General features: G+C 46.7%; 12 protein-coding genes. 5 read left to right on the top strand and 7 right to left on the bottom strand.

Annotated features, from left to right (window positions below; translation table 11 throughout):
* The first annotated feature begins 16 nt into the window (after positions 1-16).
* Entirely contained in the window at positions 17-817 is an 801-nt protein-coding gene (gene surE / locus NDA06_RS00150) for a 5'/3'-nucleotidase SurE (RefSeq protein ID WP_190415809.1), read from the top strand.
* A 163-nt stretch (positions 818-980) separates the two neighbouring features.
* Here the strand turns inward: surE and NDA06_RS00145 are convergent, their stop codons facing one another.
* The 5 genes from NDA06_RS00145 to cofG form a co-directional block, all read right to left on the bottom strand.
* Positions 981-1,886: a cistern family PEP-CTERM protein gene (locus tag NDA06_RS00145; RefSeq protein WP_190430161.1), complete on the bottom strand. Its 906-nt coding sequence runs from the start codon at positions 1,884-1,886 to the stop codon at positions 981-983.
* A gap of 254 nt (positions 1,887-2,140) precedes the next feature.
* On the bottom strand, positions 2,141-3,829 hold the full coding sequence (gene hflX / locus NDA06_RS00140; RefSeq protein ID WP_190985283.1) for a GTPase HflX: 1,689 nt from the start codon (positions 3,827-3,829) through the stop codon (positions 2,141-2,143).
* A gap of 125 nt (positions 3,830-3,954) precedes the next feature.
* On the bottom strand, positions 3,955-4,377 hold the full coding sequence (locus tag NDA06_RS00135) for a tetratricopeptide repeat protein (protein ID WP_190985279.1): 423 nt from the start codon (positions 4,375-4,377) through the stop codon (positions 3,955-3,957).
* Positions 4,378-4,786: 409 nt separating this feature from the next.
* Positions 4,787-5,056 carry a hypothetical protein gene (locus tag NDA06_RS00130; RefSeq protein WP_190985278.1) on the bottom strand — a complete coding sequence of 90 codons (270 nt, stop codon included), beginning with the start codon at positions 5,054-5,056 and terminating at the stop codon, positions 4,787-4,789.
* Between the two features lie 137 nt (positions 5,057-5,193).
* Positions 5,194-6,171, bottom strand: a complete 978-nt coding sequence (gene cofG / locus NDA06_RS00125; RefSeq protein WP_190985277.1) for a 7,8-didemethyl-8-hydroxy-5-deazariboflavin synthase subunit CofG — start codon at positions 6,169-6,171, stop codon at positions 5,194-5,196.
* Between the two features lie 150 nt (positions 6,172-6,321).
* On the opposite strand from cofG, the gene NDA06_RS00120 reads away from it, so the two are divergent.
* On the top strand, positions 6,322-9,264 hold the full coding sequence (locus NDA06_RS00120) for a glycerol-3-phosphate acyltransferase (protein ID WP_190985276.1): 2,943 nt from the start codon (positions 6,322-6,324) through the stop codon (positions 9,262-9,264).
* Between the two features lie 46 nt (positions 9,265-9,310).
* Positions 9,311-9,598: a Ycf66 family protein gene (locus NDA06_RS00115; RefSeq protein ID WP_190415816.1), complete on the top strand. Its 288-nt coding sequence runs from the start codon at positions 9,311-9,313 to the stop codon at positions 9,596-9,598.
* Between the two features lie 415 nt (positions 9,599-10,013).
* Here NDA06_RS00115 and NDA06_RS00110 read toward each other — a convergent pair whose 3' ends face one another.
* Entirely contained in the window at positions 10,014-10,892 is an 879-nt protein-coding gene (locus NDA06_RS00110; RefSeq protein WP_348251664.1) for a DUF72 domain-containing protein, read from the bottom strand.
* A 75-nt stretch (positions 10,893-10,967) separates the two neighbouring features.
* On the opposite strand from NDA06_RS00110, the gene NDA06_RS00105 reads away from it, so the two are divergent.
* Positions 10,968-11,480: a DUF393 domain-containing protein gene (locus tag NDA06_RS00105; RefSeq protein ID WP_190985274.1), complete on the top strand. Its 513-nt coding sequence runs from the start codon at positions 10,968-10,970 to the stop codon at positions 11,478-11,480.
* A 530-nt stretch (positions 11,481-12,010) separates the two neighbouring features.
* Here NDA06_RS00105 and NDA06_RS00100 read toward each other — a convergent pair.
* Positions 12,011-13,402 (bottom strand): hypothetical protein, encoded by a 1,392-nt coding sequence (locus NDA06_RS00100; protein ID WP_190985273.1) that lies wholly within the window; start codon positions 13,400-13,402, stop codon positions 12,011-12,013.
* 463 nt (positions 13,403-13,865) lie between these two features.
* On the opposite strand from NDA06_RS00100, the gene NDA06_RS00095 reads away from it, so the two are divergent.
* Positions 13,866-15,581, top strand: coding sequence for an NAD(P)H-quinone oxidoreductase subunit 4 (locus NDA06_RS00095; RefSeq protein ID WP_190434421.1), 1,716 nt, complete (start codon positions 13,866-13,868; stop codon positions 15,579-15,581).
* The last annotated feature ends 428 nt before the right edge of the window (positions 15,582-16,009 follow it).

Raw genomic sequence — 16,009 nt, 5'->3', positions numbered from 1 at the left:
CCCCTTGATTGAATTGATGAAATTGCTAATCAGCAACGATGATGGCATCTTCGCTCTGGGCATTCGCACCCTCGCCAATGCTCTCGCAGAAGCCGGTCACGATGTCACCGTAGTTTGTCCCGACCGAGAACGGTCAGCCACTGGTCACGGTCTTACCCTCCACGACCCCATTCGCGCCGAAGTCGTTGACTCGATTTTTCATCCCACAGTTAAAGCTTGGTCTTGTTCAGGAACCCCCTCCGACTGCGTGAAACTGGCGCTAGGTGCTTTGCTCGATGCCCCTCCGGATTTTGTCCTTTCTGGCATTAACCACGGTTCTAATCTCGGCACCGATATTCTCTACTCCGGCACAGTTTCAGCGGCGATGGAAGGCGTGATTGAAGGAATTCCCAGCATTGCTTTTAGCCTGACCAGTTACACTTTAAGGGAATTTCAACCCGCTGCCCGGTTTGCCACAATTCTGCTTTCTCAGTTATCGAAGCAGCCGCTACCAGAGGCAATGTTGCTCAACGTCAATGTGCCGCCTGTGAAGTGGGAAGAGATTGCTGGTGTTGCTCTGACTCGCCAAGGAATTCGTCGCTATTTTGATATCTTTCAAAAGCGAGTAGATCCTCGTGGCAAAACTTATTATTGGTTAGCAGGTGAGGCTTTGGAGGAGGTAGAACAACCAGAAAATCCCCTGTTACCCAGTCATATAGAAACGGATGTTCAGGCGATTCGCAAAAATTACATCACCGTGACACCTTTGCAATACAACCTGACCTATGCCGCGGGGATTAATAGCTTGCAGGAGTGGGGATTAAATTTCCATTTATAGCCATTCTCTATTGAATAGAGTACGGTTTAACCCTATCCCTGCCCTCCCGTAAACACCACTGGGTTCAATATTCTCCCCTCTCCGTGAACGGAGAGGGGTTGGGGTGAGGTTCCGAGTGTATATATGAAGATTAAGGAATCCTCAATCTTCAACAAAAAGCGAATTATGGCTGCACTACATTTTTCCGCTTTAACGCTCTAGCAGCACCAGCAGCAACCAATCCTAAAGCTACTGCTGTACCAGGCTCAGGCACAGGCTTTGGTGGCTTAGGCTTGGGCTTGCCAGCTAGCTCGTAACTTCCATTCTGAGTTTGAAACTTGATGGGAAAAGAATCTAAAGTAGCAGCGTAATTTACGCCAAAATTTCCGGTAATGTTGACCTTAATCGTATCAGACTTACCGCCTGATTGCAGACCATCTTTAACATCGCCACCATTGCAACCATTTGCTGCGTAGATGCAAACATCAATGTCTTTAAAGCCCCCAGGAAACTGCTGATTACTAGAATTATCAGGCGGCTTACCAGACTTACCAGATTTATTGGGCTTAACAGTTTGAACCTCAGCCTTTTGAACCTCAGCATTGTCAAAAATGCTTCCTGGTTTAATCAATGACACAGAAGTCGCATCAGGAGTTACGCTAAACCCAGTACTGAGTATCGCTGCCTGAAAATTAGCAGATGTTGTATTAGTAATTTTGACTTCCAAAGATAGCAAATTTTGAGTAAAATCAAGCACCTTAAAGATACCTGTGGCGCTTAAATCTACCGGAGTGCTTTTACCATCCGTGTTTTTAGTACCGCTGGCGAGGAACCAGTCAACTAAAAAGGAATTACCAATGTCATTTTTAGTAATACCAACATCGTACAGTTGTTGACCGGCTGGATTCCCCGCTGTACTATCGGCTCCTGTCTTTGTAGTGATTGTGAAGGCGCTGGCAGGAGAGAAGGTAGAAGATGCGGTGGCAATTCCTGCGGCAACTACAACCGAAGCGAAAATCGAAACAGAACGGCTACCAACAGCAGATAAAACAGGTAATCCGATATTTAGTTTTGAGAGGATTTTTGCCATTATATTGACTTCCTGTATTTTTGCCTGATTTATCTAACTAGCCGTAGACATTTTTATGGTGTGTAAATATATGTGTAAGTGATTTCGGTAGATAGTGTCTAGAGTACGGTAGTGGTTTTTACTGACTCTTTAAGAATATAGGGGCTTGCTTTATCAAAACTTCAAAAAGAAAATATGTAATTCTCCGCTAGAAAACAGAGCTAACGGAGAATTACGTAAGTTTTCACTTTTCGGAGAAGTTATTTTTAAGTGATCTACTCCTGTGCAACTGCATACTGAACCAGTTGACTCATGCGCTGACGCAAGGTTTCTAAGCCAAGGCGCTGACTCGCTGAAATAAACACCGCTTGCGGAAATTCTTCCTGTGCCAGAACCAACGTATCGCCATCAACTTCGTCGATTTTATTAAACACAACCAGCACTGGGCCGGGTGTTATAGGCATTTCCGACAAGATAGTCATCACAGAACGAATCTGACTTTGCCACGCCGGATGAGATAAATCCACGACATGAAGCAGCGCGTCAGCTTCCGTCACTTCTTCTAAAGTGGCGCGAAAGGCATCCACCAAAGAAGGCGGCAACTCGTGAATAAATCCCACCGTATCTGTCAGCACAATCTGGAGGGGTTGAGCCATCACGGCGTCAGGAATCGTTAAGCGTCGCGTGGTGGGGTCGAGGGTCGCAAATAGCTGGTCAGCAGTGTAAACTTCGGAATTCGTTAGTACATTCAATAGGGTAGACTTTCCCGCATTGGTATAGCCAACTAAAGCGAGGGAAGGAACTTCCTGATGTTGGCGCGAAAGTCGCAGCCGCGAACGGTGTGCTTGCAGCTGGTTCACTTCCTGTTGCAGTCGGGCAATGCGGCGCGCGATCGCACGGCGTTCGGTTTCCAATTTTGTTTCCCCTGGCCCTCTAGTGCCAATACCGCCGCCTAGTCGGGACATCGCTTGACCTCGACCTGTCAGGCGGGGCAGCATATATTCCAACTGAGCCAGTTCTACCTGCAACTTACCAGCACCGGACTGGGCGCGTTGGGCAAAGATATCCAAAATCACTTCAGTGCGGTCTACCACCCGGATGCCAGTTTGCACTTCCAGGTTGCGGACTTGCGCGGGTGAAAGGTCGCGGTCAAATACGATTAGGTTGACTCCGAGAGTCTGGGCGGTGAGGGCAATTTCTTGTACTTTTCCTTCACCCACGACTGTCTGAGGATGGGGACGGGGGCGCTTCTGCTGCATTGTCTCCAATACTTGTCCGCCAGCCGTATCCACTAACCGCGCTAATTCTTGCAATCCGTCTTGGAACTGCTGAGGCGTCCTGTCACCCGTCATCAACCCGACCAGCAGCACCCGGTCGTGGTCGATGTCTACTTGTTGGGCAACAAATTCCCGTTGGAACTCGGCTTCTAGTCCATCGACCAGTTCCAGAAAGTCCTGGTTCGCCAACACATCTAGGCTCATCGGCGGCGACAAACTCCAGGGAGTTTCGGGGTGAGGAACTAGGTGAGCAATATAAGTTTCTTTAATATAACCTGTAGCTCCACCGCCACGACGCTCAAAACCTGTCCCAGTGAGGGATATCACCACTAGCGCATCCAGACGTTGCATTGCCATTGCAGTTAAGGCAGCTTCATTGGGTGCTTCTGGTTTCAACTGGGTGGCGATGCAGCGAATGCCGCTAAGTCGTTCTGCACCGTAGCGAGGCAATTCTAGAGGGGGAATCTGCGTTTGCCTGGGGGTTCCCACTCCTACCCGAATCACCTGTCCCCGGCGATTGATGTAAGCGCACATTGGCTGGTTAATTTCGGTGCTGATTGCTGCCAGCCTCTGGGCAAATTCTGGCGTAGTCAGACAATCGCCCGGTAGCCGCTGATGATACAGTCGCTGTAGCTGCTTCAGTTGGCTGGACTTAAGACCTTGAAGATTGCCGTAGATAGTCTCGATAGGGGTTTTATGCCAGTAAACTGGCTCCTGAATTCGATAACTCTATTTTACCGACTTCATCCCTGATGAAAAGGAGCGGGCAAAGGGACTCTGGAAAGCGGCAATTACGAATGGACAATTACCCATTACCGATTACCCATTACCCATTTCTGAATAAGTTTTCGCCATCGTGGTGTCTTTGGGTTTCCCAAAGCTTTGTCGTAGCTAGCGTAAGTTTCTTTATACCGTCCCAATCCATGCAGCGCTGCACCTCGGAATGTCCAAGCTTCTTTATCTTCTGGTGCAATTTCTAGCGCCTTGTCGCAGCTAGAGAGGGCTTCTTGATAGCGGTTTAAGTGAATTAGCACAACGCCTCGAAATACCCAAGCAGCGTGGTCTGATGGTGCAATTTCTACAGTTCGCTCGAAGCAGACCAGTGCTTCTTGATAGCGACCTAAGTTCGCTAGCGCTTCGCCTCGGTTGTACCAGATTTTGTGGTCGCTGGAGTCAACTCCCAGTGCTTGATCGATACTAGCGATCGCTTGCTCGTAGCGCCCTAATCTACGCATAGGTATTTTTACTCTAGAAACTTAGCTTCTGAATGAGTGAATCTATTGTACAAAAATGCGGTTAGTCGTCGAGGGGATGAATGGGAGCGATCGCACTTTGCGGCGAGCGGGAATGCGACGCACAGCGTTTTGCGTTGCACAACACTAATCTACCTTTCACCCGTGACTCGTTTGCCATCAGTTTAACTTAGAAAATCAAAACTTTCGATTGCACTTTATATGCTTTCTAAGTAACGGGGTAAAACTAAATGTAACTTCTGAAAATCGTTCATCATTGATTGTTCGCTGTAATTTTTAATCCTCCTATAAACCATGAACAGTTCCACCCGTTAAGTTTATTTGTGCCAAACAACTTATTTGCTAATTTAACCATTATTTTGTTAAGCAATCTACTGATAAAGCAAAAGAACTAGGCAATTGCACGAACTAGACGTATTAAAAAAGCTCCGATTATACCCTTGACTAAAAATATTATCCAATCATTAGGTCGTTGAAAAGTTTCTGAGGCAGCCTTATATCCAATTCCTGCCATTGCTCCCAAAATTACAAGCCTACCGAAATCTACTATTAATTGATTACGGTTATTACTTGTTCTTATTTCTCTCAATAAATTAGTTGTATCTACAATTAAAAAGTAACCAATACTTGAAAAAACTACTAAACCCACTAAATACTGCATATAACTATATATTTTTTATGATTGCGACTCTATAACGTTCTTTATGTAAAATAATTATAAAGATAAATTTTAAAGGTTATGCCTGCGTTGATAGAGGGCGCGATCGCTTGTGGGGGTGGGAGAGGACGCGATCGCTTCTATTTCATACTCTCTTCTAATAACGTAGCACCCTGCCATTGATTGACGGCACTTTGTAACCTATCCGATAACCAGTTATCGTACTGAGGATAAACAGGCAGTCGCGGTACTAATTCCCAGCCCGCAGGTTCTAAAATTTCTTTTAATTGATGATACTGAGGATGAGGATAATCAGGATTCACTTCATCTTTTGGGCCAATTCCGCCTAAATCTCTCGCACCAGCTTCTACACAGGCGATTAACCAACTCGAATCTGGAACTAAATTGGGCGGGATTTGGATAGTAATATCTGGGGGGAGAATGTGACGGGCTTTGGCGATGACTGCGGGTAATTGATGGGGGTCAAACGGTGGGGCGTCGAAGGTTTGTTGAGTGCCGGGACTGTGGGGTTGGAGGATGACTTCTTGAATGTGATTGTAGCGTTGGTGGAGAAGCGCGATCGCTTCCAGTGTTTCCCACCAATCTTGCTCGGTTTCTCCAATTCCTAAGAGCAATCCGGTTGTAAAGGGAATCCGCAATTCTCCTGCCCACTCTAACTGTTGCAAACGTAATTCTGGTACTTTACTCGGAGCGTGTTTGTGGACGGTTTGTAAGAGCTGCGGCGTTAGCTGTTCTAACATCAGCCCCATCGAAACATTAACCTCCTTCAGCTTTTGCATTTCCTCAAAACTCAATGGTCCTGCATTGGTGTGGGGGAGAAATCCCATTGATAGAGCTAGTTCGCAAAGGTCATAAATGTGCTGAAACCATGCCTGACGGCGTGAGGAATGGGGATGCACTTCGCCGCTGAGGATGAGGATTTCGCAGACGTTTTGAGAAGCAAGCGATCGCAAGACTCTCTCAGCCTCTGATAGGGTGAGCCAAGGACTTTTACCGGGATCGGTGCGAAAGTTGCAGTAACTACAGCGATTAAAACACTCGTAGGTGGGGACGACTGTGTAAGCGGGACTGTAGGTGACAATGCGGGAAGATGACATAAATTTAGATTTTTAGCGCAACGGTACGCAAAGGTAAGCGCAAAGGAAAGACGCCATAAATGGGCATTTCGACAACTTTGTGAACTTCTGTTGCTCTTTGCGTTGAGAAACATTACTACAATTCATGTGTTAGTACTGCTACTCCCAGCCATGACTCTGACTCAAGTTTGGGGCGCTCTCCTCATTTTTATTGTCTGTCCTCTCTTGGGCGGATTGCCTCTCATTGCTTGGATTGTTCGCGCCCTCACCGGACGGCAATTGGCAAGACTCGGCACGGGCAATGTGTCCGTCTCTGCTGCTTTTTACCACGGGGGAAGGCTTGCGGGGATTTTGGCAGTGCTGTCGGAAGCTTCTAAGGGGATTGCTGCCGTTTTATTGGCGCGTAGTTTCTTTCCGACGAACCCCGAATGGGAGTTAATCGCGCTGATTGCGCTTGTGCTGGGGCGTTATTGGATGGGGCGGGGTGCTGGCACCACCAATGTTGTTTGGGGTATGGTCGTTCATGCTCCGTTGGTGGCAGTCTTAGTATTTGTAATTGGGGGAGTTAGTTTTACACTGGTGCGGGAGAGGAAGCAAGGGCGCATTTTGGTTTTAATTTTGTTGCCCGTATTCATGGCGCTATTGCCCAATCACTCAACAGCGCAAGTTGTGGCCGCGATCGCTCTTAGTGGGATCATCGCCTGGATTTATCAGAAAATCCCCGATGATTTAGACCTTCCATCCGAACAAGCTCAAACTGGGAATAAAGCTGTGTTTCGTTTTTTCCGAGGTGATAAAGCGATTGTTTCTCTCGATCAAGCGCTAGAAGTCAGCAAGGTCGGACAAAAAGCCGCAACGCTATCTCAGCTCAAACGCTGGGGTTATCCGGTGCCGATGGGCTGGGTGCTGACGCCTGGAGACGATCCAGGGGTGATGATTGAGTTTCTCCAAGCTTCCGAACAACAACCCCTCGCGGTGCGTTCTTCTGCGGTTGGGGAAGATTCGGAACAGTCTTCGGCGGCGGGACAATACGCAACGATTTTGAATGTTACAAGTGCAGAAGCGTTGGAGGAGGCGATTACTCGCGTTCTGGCTTCTTACGATAACCCGGCGGCAAAAACTTATCGGCGCGATCGCAATCTCCCAGAAGCTTCGATGTCGGTGTTGATTCAAACACAAGTCCGGGGTGTCTTCTCTGGCGTTGCTTTTAGCCGAGATCCGATTGCCCAACAAGGTAATGCGGTGGTAATTGAGGCATTGCCGGGAGATGCAGCGCGAATTGTATCCGGGCAAGTGACGCCAGAGCAATATCGGGTGTTTGTGGACGATCTCCAGGCGCAGGATGTCGCGTCTTTACCCGTGGAAGGTAGCGGCGATGTCCCTCCGGCGTTGATTCAGCAAGTCGCTTACTTAGCGCGGCAATTGGAAAGTCAGTATCACGGCATTCCCCAAGATGTTGAATGGAGTTACGATGGGCAAACCCTGTGGTTGTTGCAATCGCGGACAATTACTACTCTGCAACCTATCTGGACGCGCAAGATTGCCGCTGAGGTGATTCCGGGGTTAATTCGTCCGCTGACGTGGTCGATTAATCGTCCTCTGACTTGCGGTGTTTGGGGAGAGATTTTTACTTTAGTTTTAGGCAAAGAAGCCGCTGGGTTAGATTTTAATGAAACGGCGACGCTACACGCTTCTCGCGCCTACTTTAATGCAACCTTGTTGGGACAAATTTTCCGTCGTATGGGTTTACCGCCGGAAAGTTTGGAGTTTTTAACTAGAGGTGCTAAGTTCTCAAAACCCCCTCTGGCTTCTACGCTGCGGAATGTGCCGGGGTTACTGCGATTATTGGGGCGTGAGTTGAGTTTAGAAAAGGATTTTGCGCGAGATGAACGGCGCTTATTTACCCCCATCTTGGAACGGCAATCTGCTTATTTAAAAACGGGGCTGGATGCTTCAACTCAAGAATCAGATGAGATAAAACTTGTCTCGACAAGTCAACCTGCGGCGCTGCTGGAACGGATAGATACTTTGCTAGAAGTGCTGAAACGGGCAACGTATTACAGTATTCTGGCTCCCTTGAGTTTTGCGTTGCGGCAGGCGTTATTCAAGGTCAAGGATTCACAATTAGATAACAGCCAAACTCCGGAAGTTGCTTCATTGCGATCGCTCGAAGATATCGCGCTGGATGCGCGGAATTTACTCCCTCACTCGCCATCATTCCCTGAAAATTCATCCTCTTTCTTTACCCTGCTGGCTGAAATGCCTGATGGGCAGAGTATTCTAGAACAGTTCGATCGATGGCTTGACCATTATGGATACTTGAGCGATGTGGGAACCGATATCGCAGTTCCTACTTGGAAGGAAGATCCTCATGCGGTTCGGGAATTGCTGACGCAGTTTTTCGGGGAAACTGAACATAGGCACAGAGAACCCAAAGAAAAGCAGGGATGGAAGGTTGATTTCGTGCAGCGGCGGCTCAATTTGAAGGGCAAGGTTACAGATATCTATAGTCGCTTATTGGCAGAAGTGCGTTGGAATTTTGTAGCGTTAGAAAAGCTTTGGTTGAACTCAGGTTTACTATCTCAGTCAGGAGATATTTTCTTCTTAGAATTTCATGAAATTAGGCAAATCATTCAACAATCTGACCAACAATTAATCGACCGAGTACCGCAGTTGGTGAAACAAAGGCGATCGCAACTGGAACAAGATAGTCAGATGGCGAGTGCGTCGCCTTTAATCTACGGTAATGCGCCACCTTCTACATATTTCAACACCGCCAACCGGCAAGTCAGTCAAAAGCGATTGCAAGGCATTGGTGCCAGTCCAGGGCTAGTAGAAGGGAAAGTAAAAGTTCTCCGCAGTCTGCAAGCAATTCCAGATATTGACCGCGACACTATTTTAGTCGTGCCTTACACGGATTCTGGTTGGGCGGCGCTGCTGTCTCGCGTGGGTGGGTTAATTGCAGAAGTGGGAGGGCGTCTTTCTCACGGTGCGATTGTTGCCCGCGAGTATAGCATCCCAGCGGTGATGGACATCCACAATGCCACTCAGTTATTACAAGATGGTCAGCGAGTACGAATTGATGGTCAGCAGGGAACGGTGGAAATTTTGTGAGTTATAAGAACAATAGTCGTGAAAATTTATTGTTGAAAAATTCAGTATGGTTAACTTCGGTATCAACTCAGCCAGCATTCTTGGGATTGTACTGACACTGTTTGGCCTATTCCTTATATCTTTAGGAATATTGCTTCGCAGACCTTTTCGAGTTGAAAATCTAATTCAAGATAGTGTTCTGGCTTCAGTTTATTTACTGTGCGGGTTGATTCTGTTTTTTCAGGGATGGCGACTCGATCCAATTTTACAGTTTGGTCAAATTCTACTAACCGTTTCCAGTATGTATTTGATTGCCAAAGATATCTTTCGCCGTTCTTTAACTTCTAGAGGGTAAATTCATCTTTTATGAACAATCGCGCCAAATTCACTCTAGCCATCGTCCTGGGTTTTTCGTTTTCTGGCATCCAAACACTGTGCTTAGACCAACACCGCTTTGCTAGCGCTCAAGCAAATGCAACAAACTGTCCTTCTTTTGCCGGAAAATGGTTAGTTAGGGTTAAAAACTCTAATCGAACTGTTCTGCAACGAATAACTAGAGAATACCCAAGTATCCAAGTTCGCTCTTGTTACTGGAGAGACACGAATAATCGAGTCGATGGCATCCAAGTTGGCCCATTTCCGACTCCGCAATCAGCAGGGTTATTTTACCAGAAGGTCACTGCTTCTAGGGTTCGTTCGACAGATGTAACCATTGTTCCTCCTAAACAAGTTCCAATCGTTAGACCGAGGAATCGGTAGATATAATTCTTTCAAAACAGACTTAACTGGGTAGGCGGCACTTCAATCCCATTCCAGGGAAGGGGTGGAACGGGTGCGTTATGTTGTTCCAGCAACTGCTGAAAGTGACGGGCATTTCCGGGCGATCGCTCTTCTAAAGGACAATGCACAAAGAAGTAAATCTTTGTCCCCTGACGCAACCACCCATCTAGCAAACTCACCCACTCTTCCATAAAAGGCTGATTTACTGACTGATCTGGATGGCTGATAAACCGGATTACGCTAAAGGAAGCGTTGACAATTGGTTGCACAGGCACGTTGGGTTTTCGCGATTCTGGATACTCTTGAGGCTTTGCCGATGCCGTGTAAACAGGGCGAGTATCCAGCAGTACCCGTCCCACACCCAACTGCTGCAAAAGCGCCGTCAGATGGCTACTGTGAGGTTCTTTGAACCAGTCGGAATGACGAACTTCCAGCGCTAAAGGCGCTTCATTGCGAGGCCATGCTTCCAAAAAAGCGGTTAAGTCATCCAAATATGCCGGGGGATAGTTAGGCGGTAATTGGGCAAAAATGGGGCCAAGGCGACTCTCCTCAGGAGATGCTGCACCAACGCCTAAACCTTGCATCTGTTCTAAAAACTTTAATGCCCCTGGAATCGACGGTTGTAGCAAGCCATTGTGCGTCACAGTCCGAGGCAACTTTAGGCAGAATTTAAAACCTGCTGGTGTTTCTTGTGCCCAACGCGCTACAGTATCGGCGTCGGGTACAGCATAGAAAGTCGTATTGCCTTCAACGGCAGTGAAACGCTGACTGTATAAGCGCAGAAAATCTTTAGAACGGCTTCCAGGCGGAAAAAGGTCGCCTATCCAGCCTTTATAACCCCAAACTGCACATCCCAGAAGAAAGCTCATATCTTTAAGTTTCTTTACAATATTAAGGTGTGCTTGTTCTCCTCATGTGAGGAATCCGTTAAATGAGAACCACCTATGTCCTCTTCTAAGACTCCGTTCCCCGAATCGCTTGAAGCCTCTACTCCACCTCAGTCTTCTTCACCATCATGGCAAATAGAGTTGCTGTATGACGGTGAATGTCCCTTGTGCGTGCGAGAAGTCAATTTTTTGAGGAGACGGGATGCGGGTCGAGGTTTGGTGGCGTTTGTGGACATCGCAGGCGATCGCTATACCCCAGAAGCGCATGGCGGTGTTGATTTTGAAACGGCGATGGGGCGAATTCATGCCGTGCTTCCTGATGGCACGGTCGTCAAGAATGTGGAAGTCTTCCGCCGCGTCTATGAGATTCTGGGGATGGGGTGGATCTATGCGGTGACTAAATTGCCGATTATCGGTTCTATTGCGGATATGCTGTATGAAATTTGGGCTGATTGGCGTCTTGCACTCACTGGACGACCCAATTTAGCCACGATTGTTAGCGATCGCCAGAAGCGCATTGAGTGCGAAACGCAGGGGCGCTGTCGGCTAAATGATGATAATCAACCTTAGTCAATCAGAATAACCCAACTAAAGGAAGTTAACTGCACAAATAGGTCAAGCTAACCTAAAACTAGACTACTCTCGCTAGTAGAGAAAAAAATGCAAGACTCAGCATATACTCTCTTCATTATCTTTGGTTGTATTTGGATACTCATGGGAGGCGCAGCAGTGATTGCACTCCTCAAATCCGAGAACCAAGAGCTTCGGTTTGGCAAATGGGGATTGATCGTGGCTCTCCCGATCGTTATCCCGTTTATCCTGGCTCTGCTCTATCAAGTAGCAAGACCATTTATTCTGAAATACCTTTTTTGAAAATTTGCGCTATATCATAACATCAACCTTTTATTTATCGGTGTTTATAGGTAAGTTGCGATCGCTTGTCGGGCAATCCGAGCAATCTCTTCTATATTCATAACTCAGACACCTTTTTGTTGTGCGATCGCTTTTCCTCATCTTCGCAAGCGCGATCGCACTGTTGGTTCACTTTATGCGTTGAGTTCTGCCCTTGCCAATAGGGGTTCAACCATGATGAGTAATGATTACACCCAACGGCCTGCCAGAAGGTCATCAGCCTTATCGGACATTGATAGCGATGCCCTTCCATACCTGTAAGCTACAAACTCCATAAAATCAAACTGCTTCTCCGGGTCAACTGTCAGGACATAGTTCAGGAACTTTGGATGTTGAAACTGGAGAATAGGCAAGTCCTCGCTGTGACGTAATAAATTTGTAGCTACATCCAACAGTCCATTCTGCCCATTTTGATTTTTTAGCCGATAAGCACCATCCTGGATTTTTTCATATATAAACCGTTTGATAAAACGTTTTCCAGGCAGCTTATCCTCACTAGACACTGTGATTGATTGAACATGGGATGCAGGAATGCCTGCCCCATCAGGTTCGGCAGCATCAACAAGTTGAACTTCTACATTATCTAGTCGGATATTCTTCACTTGGGGGTAGGGTGTTAGCGGCGGGTAGATCATATAAACAACAATACGTCGTTCATCTTCATCCATTGCATGAGCAGCTGCAAGAATTTCCTCTGCCACATAATGCTGTAGGGACGGGCGGTAGTGGCTCCAATCATACCCTGCGCCAGCGAAATAACTTTGGAGGCAATCAATCACATCGTATGCACAGTAGCAGCCAGGGTCACTATCGAACAACATAATTCCACCTGGAGAGCTAATAAAGCTTGCAACAAGAACATCCAAATTGCAAATGAATTGAGCCTCTTGACTAGATATTAATTTCCTATAGTTGTCGCGCTCAATGACTGCTTGCGGATGGTTGCCCTGTTTGTTAAATGCTTCGACAAGTAGATGTGCTGCATTTAATTGTGCAACAAGGATTCGGCTGTAGTAATTAATATACTGCTCTACAGCAAGCTTGTATGATAAATAAGGAGACTCTTTCTTCATGAGCATTGGAGCGACCATATTTGCCCAAAGCTCCAAGCATCCCTTAGCTTGCTCTGAACCTACAACAAAGTTGTTAATAGTTGCCAGACTAACCTCTGCCCCGTTGTCAGTATTCAAAATCTCAGAGATGAGTTGATCGACTTCTTCTTTTGTTGTAACTTCTGGATTCTGCGCGTAGTCAATGTAACGTTGATATTGTGTTTGAATTTGTACTATGCACTTTTGGATTTGAATATCTACCGTTGACCACTCCATGTAAAGTTGATTTTGTACAACTTTTTGCAATTCACTTGAGATTGCGTGAAGTTCGCCATCCATAACTGACAAAGTTCCTTGAATTGCATCAAGTTGCTTTCCCAATTTTTGAATAGCTGAAATAACTGGATCTTCCTCTGATCCAAAAATTTTATCGAGAACGAAACCCATTGCATCTCCGCCAATCTTACTCGCTGCACCTGCGGCAACGTTCTTTCCGACAAACTTCAAAATACTGGTAAAAGTACTCACGCCATTCTGCCATTACTAAAAATTTCTGATGTATCTATCTATAGATAGACATTAATAGAGACTATACTCTCATTTAGTATGCATTCAGTATCTTTTTAGCTAGCGATCGCTCCCACTTCTCACCCATTCTTAAAGGTTATAACTCACTCCATTCTCAGCTAACCAGCGCTTGCGATCGCACGAATCGCTTACAACGCGCTCTTGGAGAAGCCACAAAACACTTGACGAGAGCAGTAGTTTGTGTGTTTAAGATGGGGCGAAGGCGATCGCATCTTCCCAGTTAGACTCCACGAGAAAAGAGCGATCGCGTTGAATCTGCTGCCATCCTATACCATAGGCTCAAGCCGCTCAGCCTGTACCTAGAGATCCGTCTATAGTGATCTGCAAGAAAGATTTATGACTAAGTGTTTACAAAGTTTAATAAGATAATCACATACAGAAATAAGTATTTTTTCCTACTGCCATGATTGAGGATCAATTTCCTTGGCTTAGCGCGATTGTCCTGTTCCCACTCGTTGCTGCACTGCTGATCCCTTTTCTGCCGGATAAAGACGGCACGCGAGTGCGCTGGTATGCACTCGGCGTGGGGATCGCAGACTTTATATTGATGTGCTACGTCTTTTGGAAGCATTACGATCCAAGCAGCGCGACTTTTCAGCTTGTAGAGAAATATTCCTGGGTGCCTCATTTAGGCTTGAACTGGGCAGTTTCCATCGATGGAGTTTCAGCCCCGCTGGTGCTTCTGGCAGGATTAGTGACGACACTCTCCATGTTTGCGGCGTGGCAAGTCAATCTCAAACCCCACCTCTTCTATTTCCTGATGCTGGTGCTGTATTCCGCACAGGTAGGGGTATTCGTCGCCCAAGACGTGCTGCTGCTGTTCATTATGTGGGAAGTCGAACTAATTCCCGTCTACCTACTCGTCTCGATTTGGGGTGGTCAGAAGCGTCAGTACGCCGCGATGAAGTTCTTACTATATACCGCCGCCGCTTCCATCTTTATTCTGGTTGCTGGTTTGGCAATGGCATTCTACGGCGACAATCTAACCTTTGATATGGTCGAACTCGGCTTAAAAGATTACCCGCTGGCTTTAGAACTGCTGCTTTATGCAGGATTGCTTGTTGCCTTTGGTGTCAAATTAGCTGTTTTCCCCCTGCACACCTGGCTACCGGATGCACACGGCGAGGCATCCTCTCCCGTATCAATGGTACTCGCAGGCGTATTGCTAAAGATGGGCGGATACGGGTTGATTCGCCTCAATTTAGGACTTCTGCCTGATGCACACGTTTACTTTGCACCTGTTTTAGCGATTCTGGGCGTTGTCAATATTATCTACGGAGCCTTTAACTCCTTTGCCCAGACGAATATGAAGCGTCGCCTCGCCTATTCGTCGGTTTCTCACATGGGATTTGTTCTGTTGGGGATTGCGTCCTTCACCGACTTGGGAATCAACGGCGCAATGCTGCAAATGATTTCTCACGGTTTAATTGCATCATTACTATTCTTTTTAGCCGGAGTAACTTACGATCGCACTCACACGATGTCGATGAAAGAAATGGGCGGGATTGCTCAGGCAATGCCCACTGTGTTTGCCCTGTTTACAATGGGTGTGATGGCATCAGTGGCTCTACCAGGAATGAGCGGCTTTGCTAGCGAACTATCGGTGTTTGTCGGTGTCACGACAAGCGATATCTACAGCTCAACTTTCCGCACCGTGACCGTCTTTCTAGCCGCCGTGGGTGTTATCCTGACGCCGATTTATCTGCTATCGATGCTGCGACAGGTGTTTTACAATTCTGGTGAAGTACCTACCTGCGACATTGCACCTACCTGCGACATTATGGATGCAGATTTGCAGAACCAGGGAAATCAGGAGCCGGTTTGCTTTGGTACAAACTGTAGCTTGCCTATCGATGCAGCATTTATCGATGCCAGACCGCGTGAAGTGTTTATTGCTGCTTGCTTTCTAGTGTTGATTATCGGTCTTGGCGTATACCCAAATATGGGTATGCAAATGTATGATGTCAAAACTGTTGCAGTGAATGCTCAGGTTCGCCAATCTTATACCCAAATCGCAGCAATGAATCCCCAGATTTATGCAGGGGGCTTTTTAGTTCCGAAGGTTGCCGAATCGGAAGTAAAGCCTGTTTTGGGAATCGTGGAGCGTTACCCAAGGTAAGCGCCGCGTGAATAATCCTTTGGTAGCCGATTGTAGGGGCGTTTTGCCTAACCGAGAGGGTTATCAGCTACCAAGGTGTTTTTTTTGGGTGCGCTTGTCGGCTCAAATGCGATCGCCTTTACCTCTGTAGTTCGTTAAAAGTGACACTAATTTGTTATTAGTGTCAAATAATGTGTCTGTACGTTCGCGAATTAAATGTCGCAATTTGCGAATTGCTTCCATAGAGGCTTTAAACCATTGAAAGCATTCGCTGCATAGCTTTCAAGGTTTCCAATTTCAAGAGCGACAACTTTGTCAATTTCGCACATTCCATGTCGTAAATCTTAATTCGCAAATAAATCGTCGCTTCTTTTGCTTTGGTGACATCGCAAATTGAGTGTCGCATTGTCTTGCTATTCTTCAAAAGTAATGGTACATTTGTTCTGTCA

Origin of the sequence: Trichocoleus sp. ST-U1 (genome assembly GCF_039961835.1) — a bacterium.
In the GTDB taxonomy this organism is placed as follows: Bacteria; Cyanobacteriota; Cyanobacteriia; order Cyanobacteriales; family FACHB-T130; genus FACHB-T130.
The sequence above is the reverse complement of the archived record's forward strand: the minus strand, read 5'-3'. Positions and strand labels throughout refer to the sequence as shown.

Coding starts and splice junctions, on each gene's coding strand:
- NDA06_RS00095 (WP_190434421.1), top strand. CDS start 13,866: ATGATTGAGGATCAATTTCCTTGGCTTAGCGCGATTGTCCTGTTCCCA.
- NDA06_RS00135 (WP_190985279.1), bottom strand. CDS start 4,377: ATGCGTAGATTAGGGCGCTACGAGCAAGCGATCGCTAGTATCGATCAA.
- NDA06_RS00115 (WP_190415816.1), top strand. CDS start 9,311: ATGGTTAACTTCGGTATCAACTCAGCCAGCATTCTTGGGATTGTACTG.
- NDA06_RS00105 (WP_190985274.1), top strand. CDS start 10,968: ATGTCCTCTTCTAAGACTCCGTTCCCCGAATCGCTTGAAGCCTCTACT.
- cofG (WP_190985277.1), bottom strand. CDS start 6,171: ATGTCATCTTCCCGCATTGTCACCTACAGTCCCGCTTACACAGTCGTC.
- NDA06_RS00110 (WP_348251664.1), bottom strand. CDS start 10,892: ATGAGCTTTCTTCTGGGATGTGCAGTTTGGGGTTATAAAGGCTGGATA.
- NDA06_RS00145 (WP_190430161.1), bottom strand. CDS start 1,886: ATGGCAAAAATCCTCTCAAAACTAAATATCGGATTACCTGTTTTATCT.
- NDA06_RS00120 (WP_190985276.1), top strand. CDS start 6,322: ATGACTCTGACTCAAGTTTGGGGCGCTCTCCTCATTTTTATTGTCTGT.
- NDA06_RS00130 (WP_190985278.1), bottom strand. CDS start 5,056: ATGCAGTATTTAGTGGGTTTAGTAGTTTTTTCAAGTATTGGTTACTTT.
- surE (WP_190415809.1), top strand. CDS start 17: ATGAAATTGCTAATCAGCAACGATGATGGCATCTTCGCTCTGGGCATT.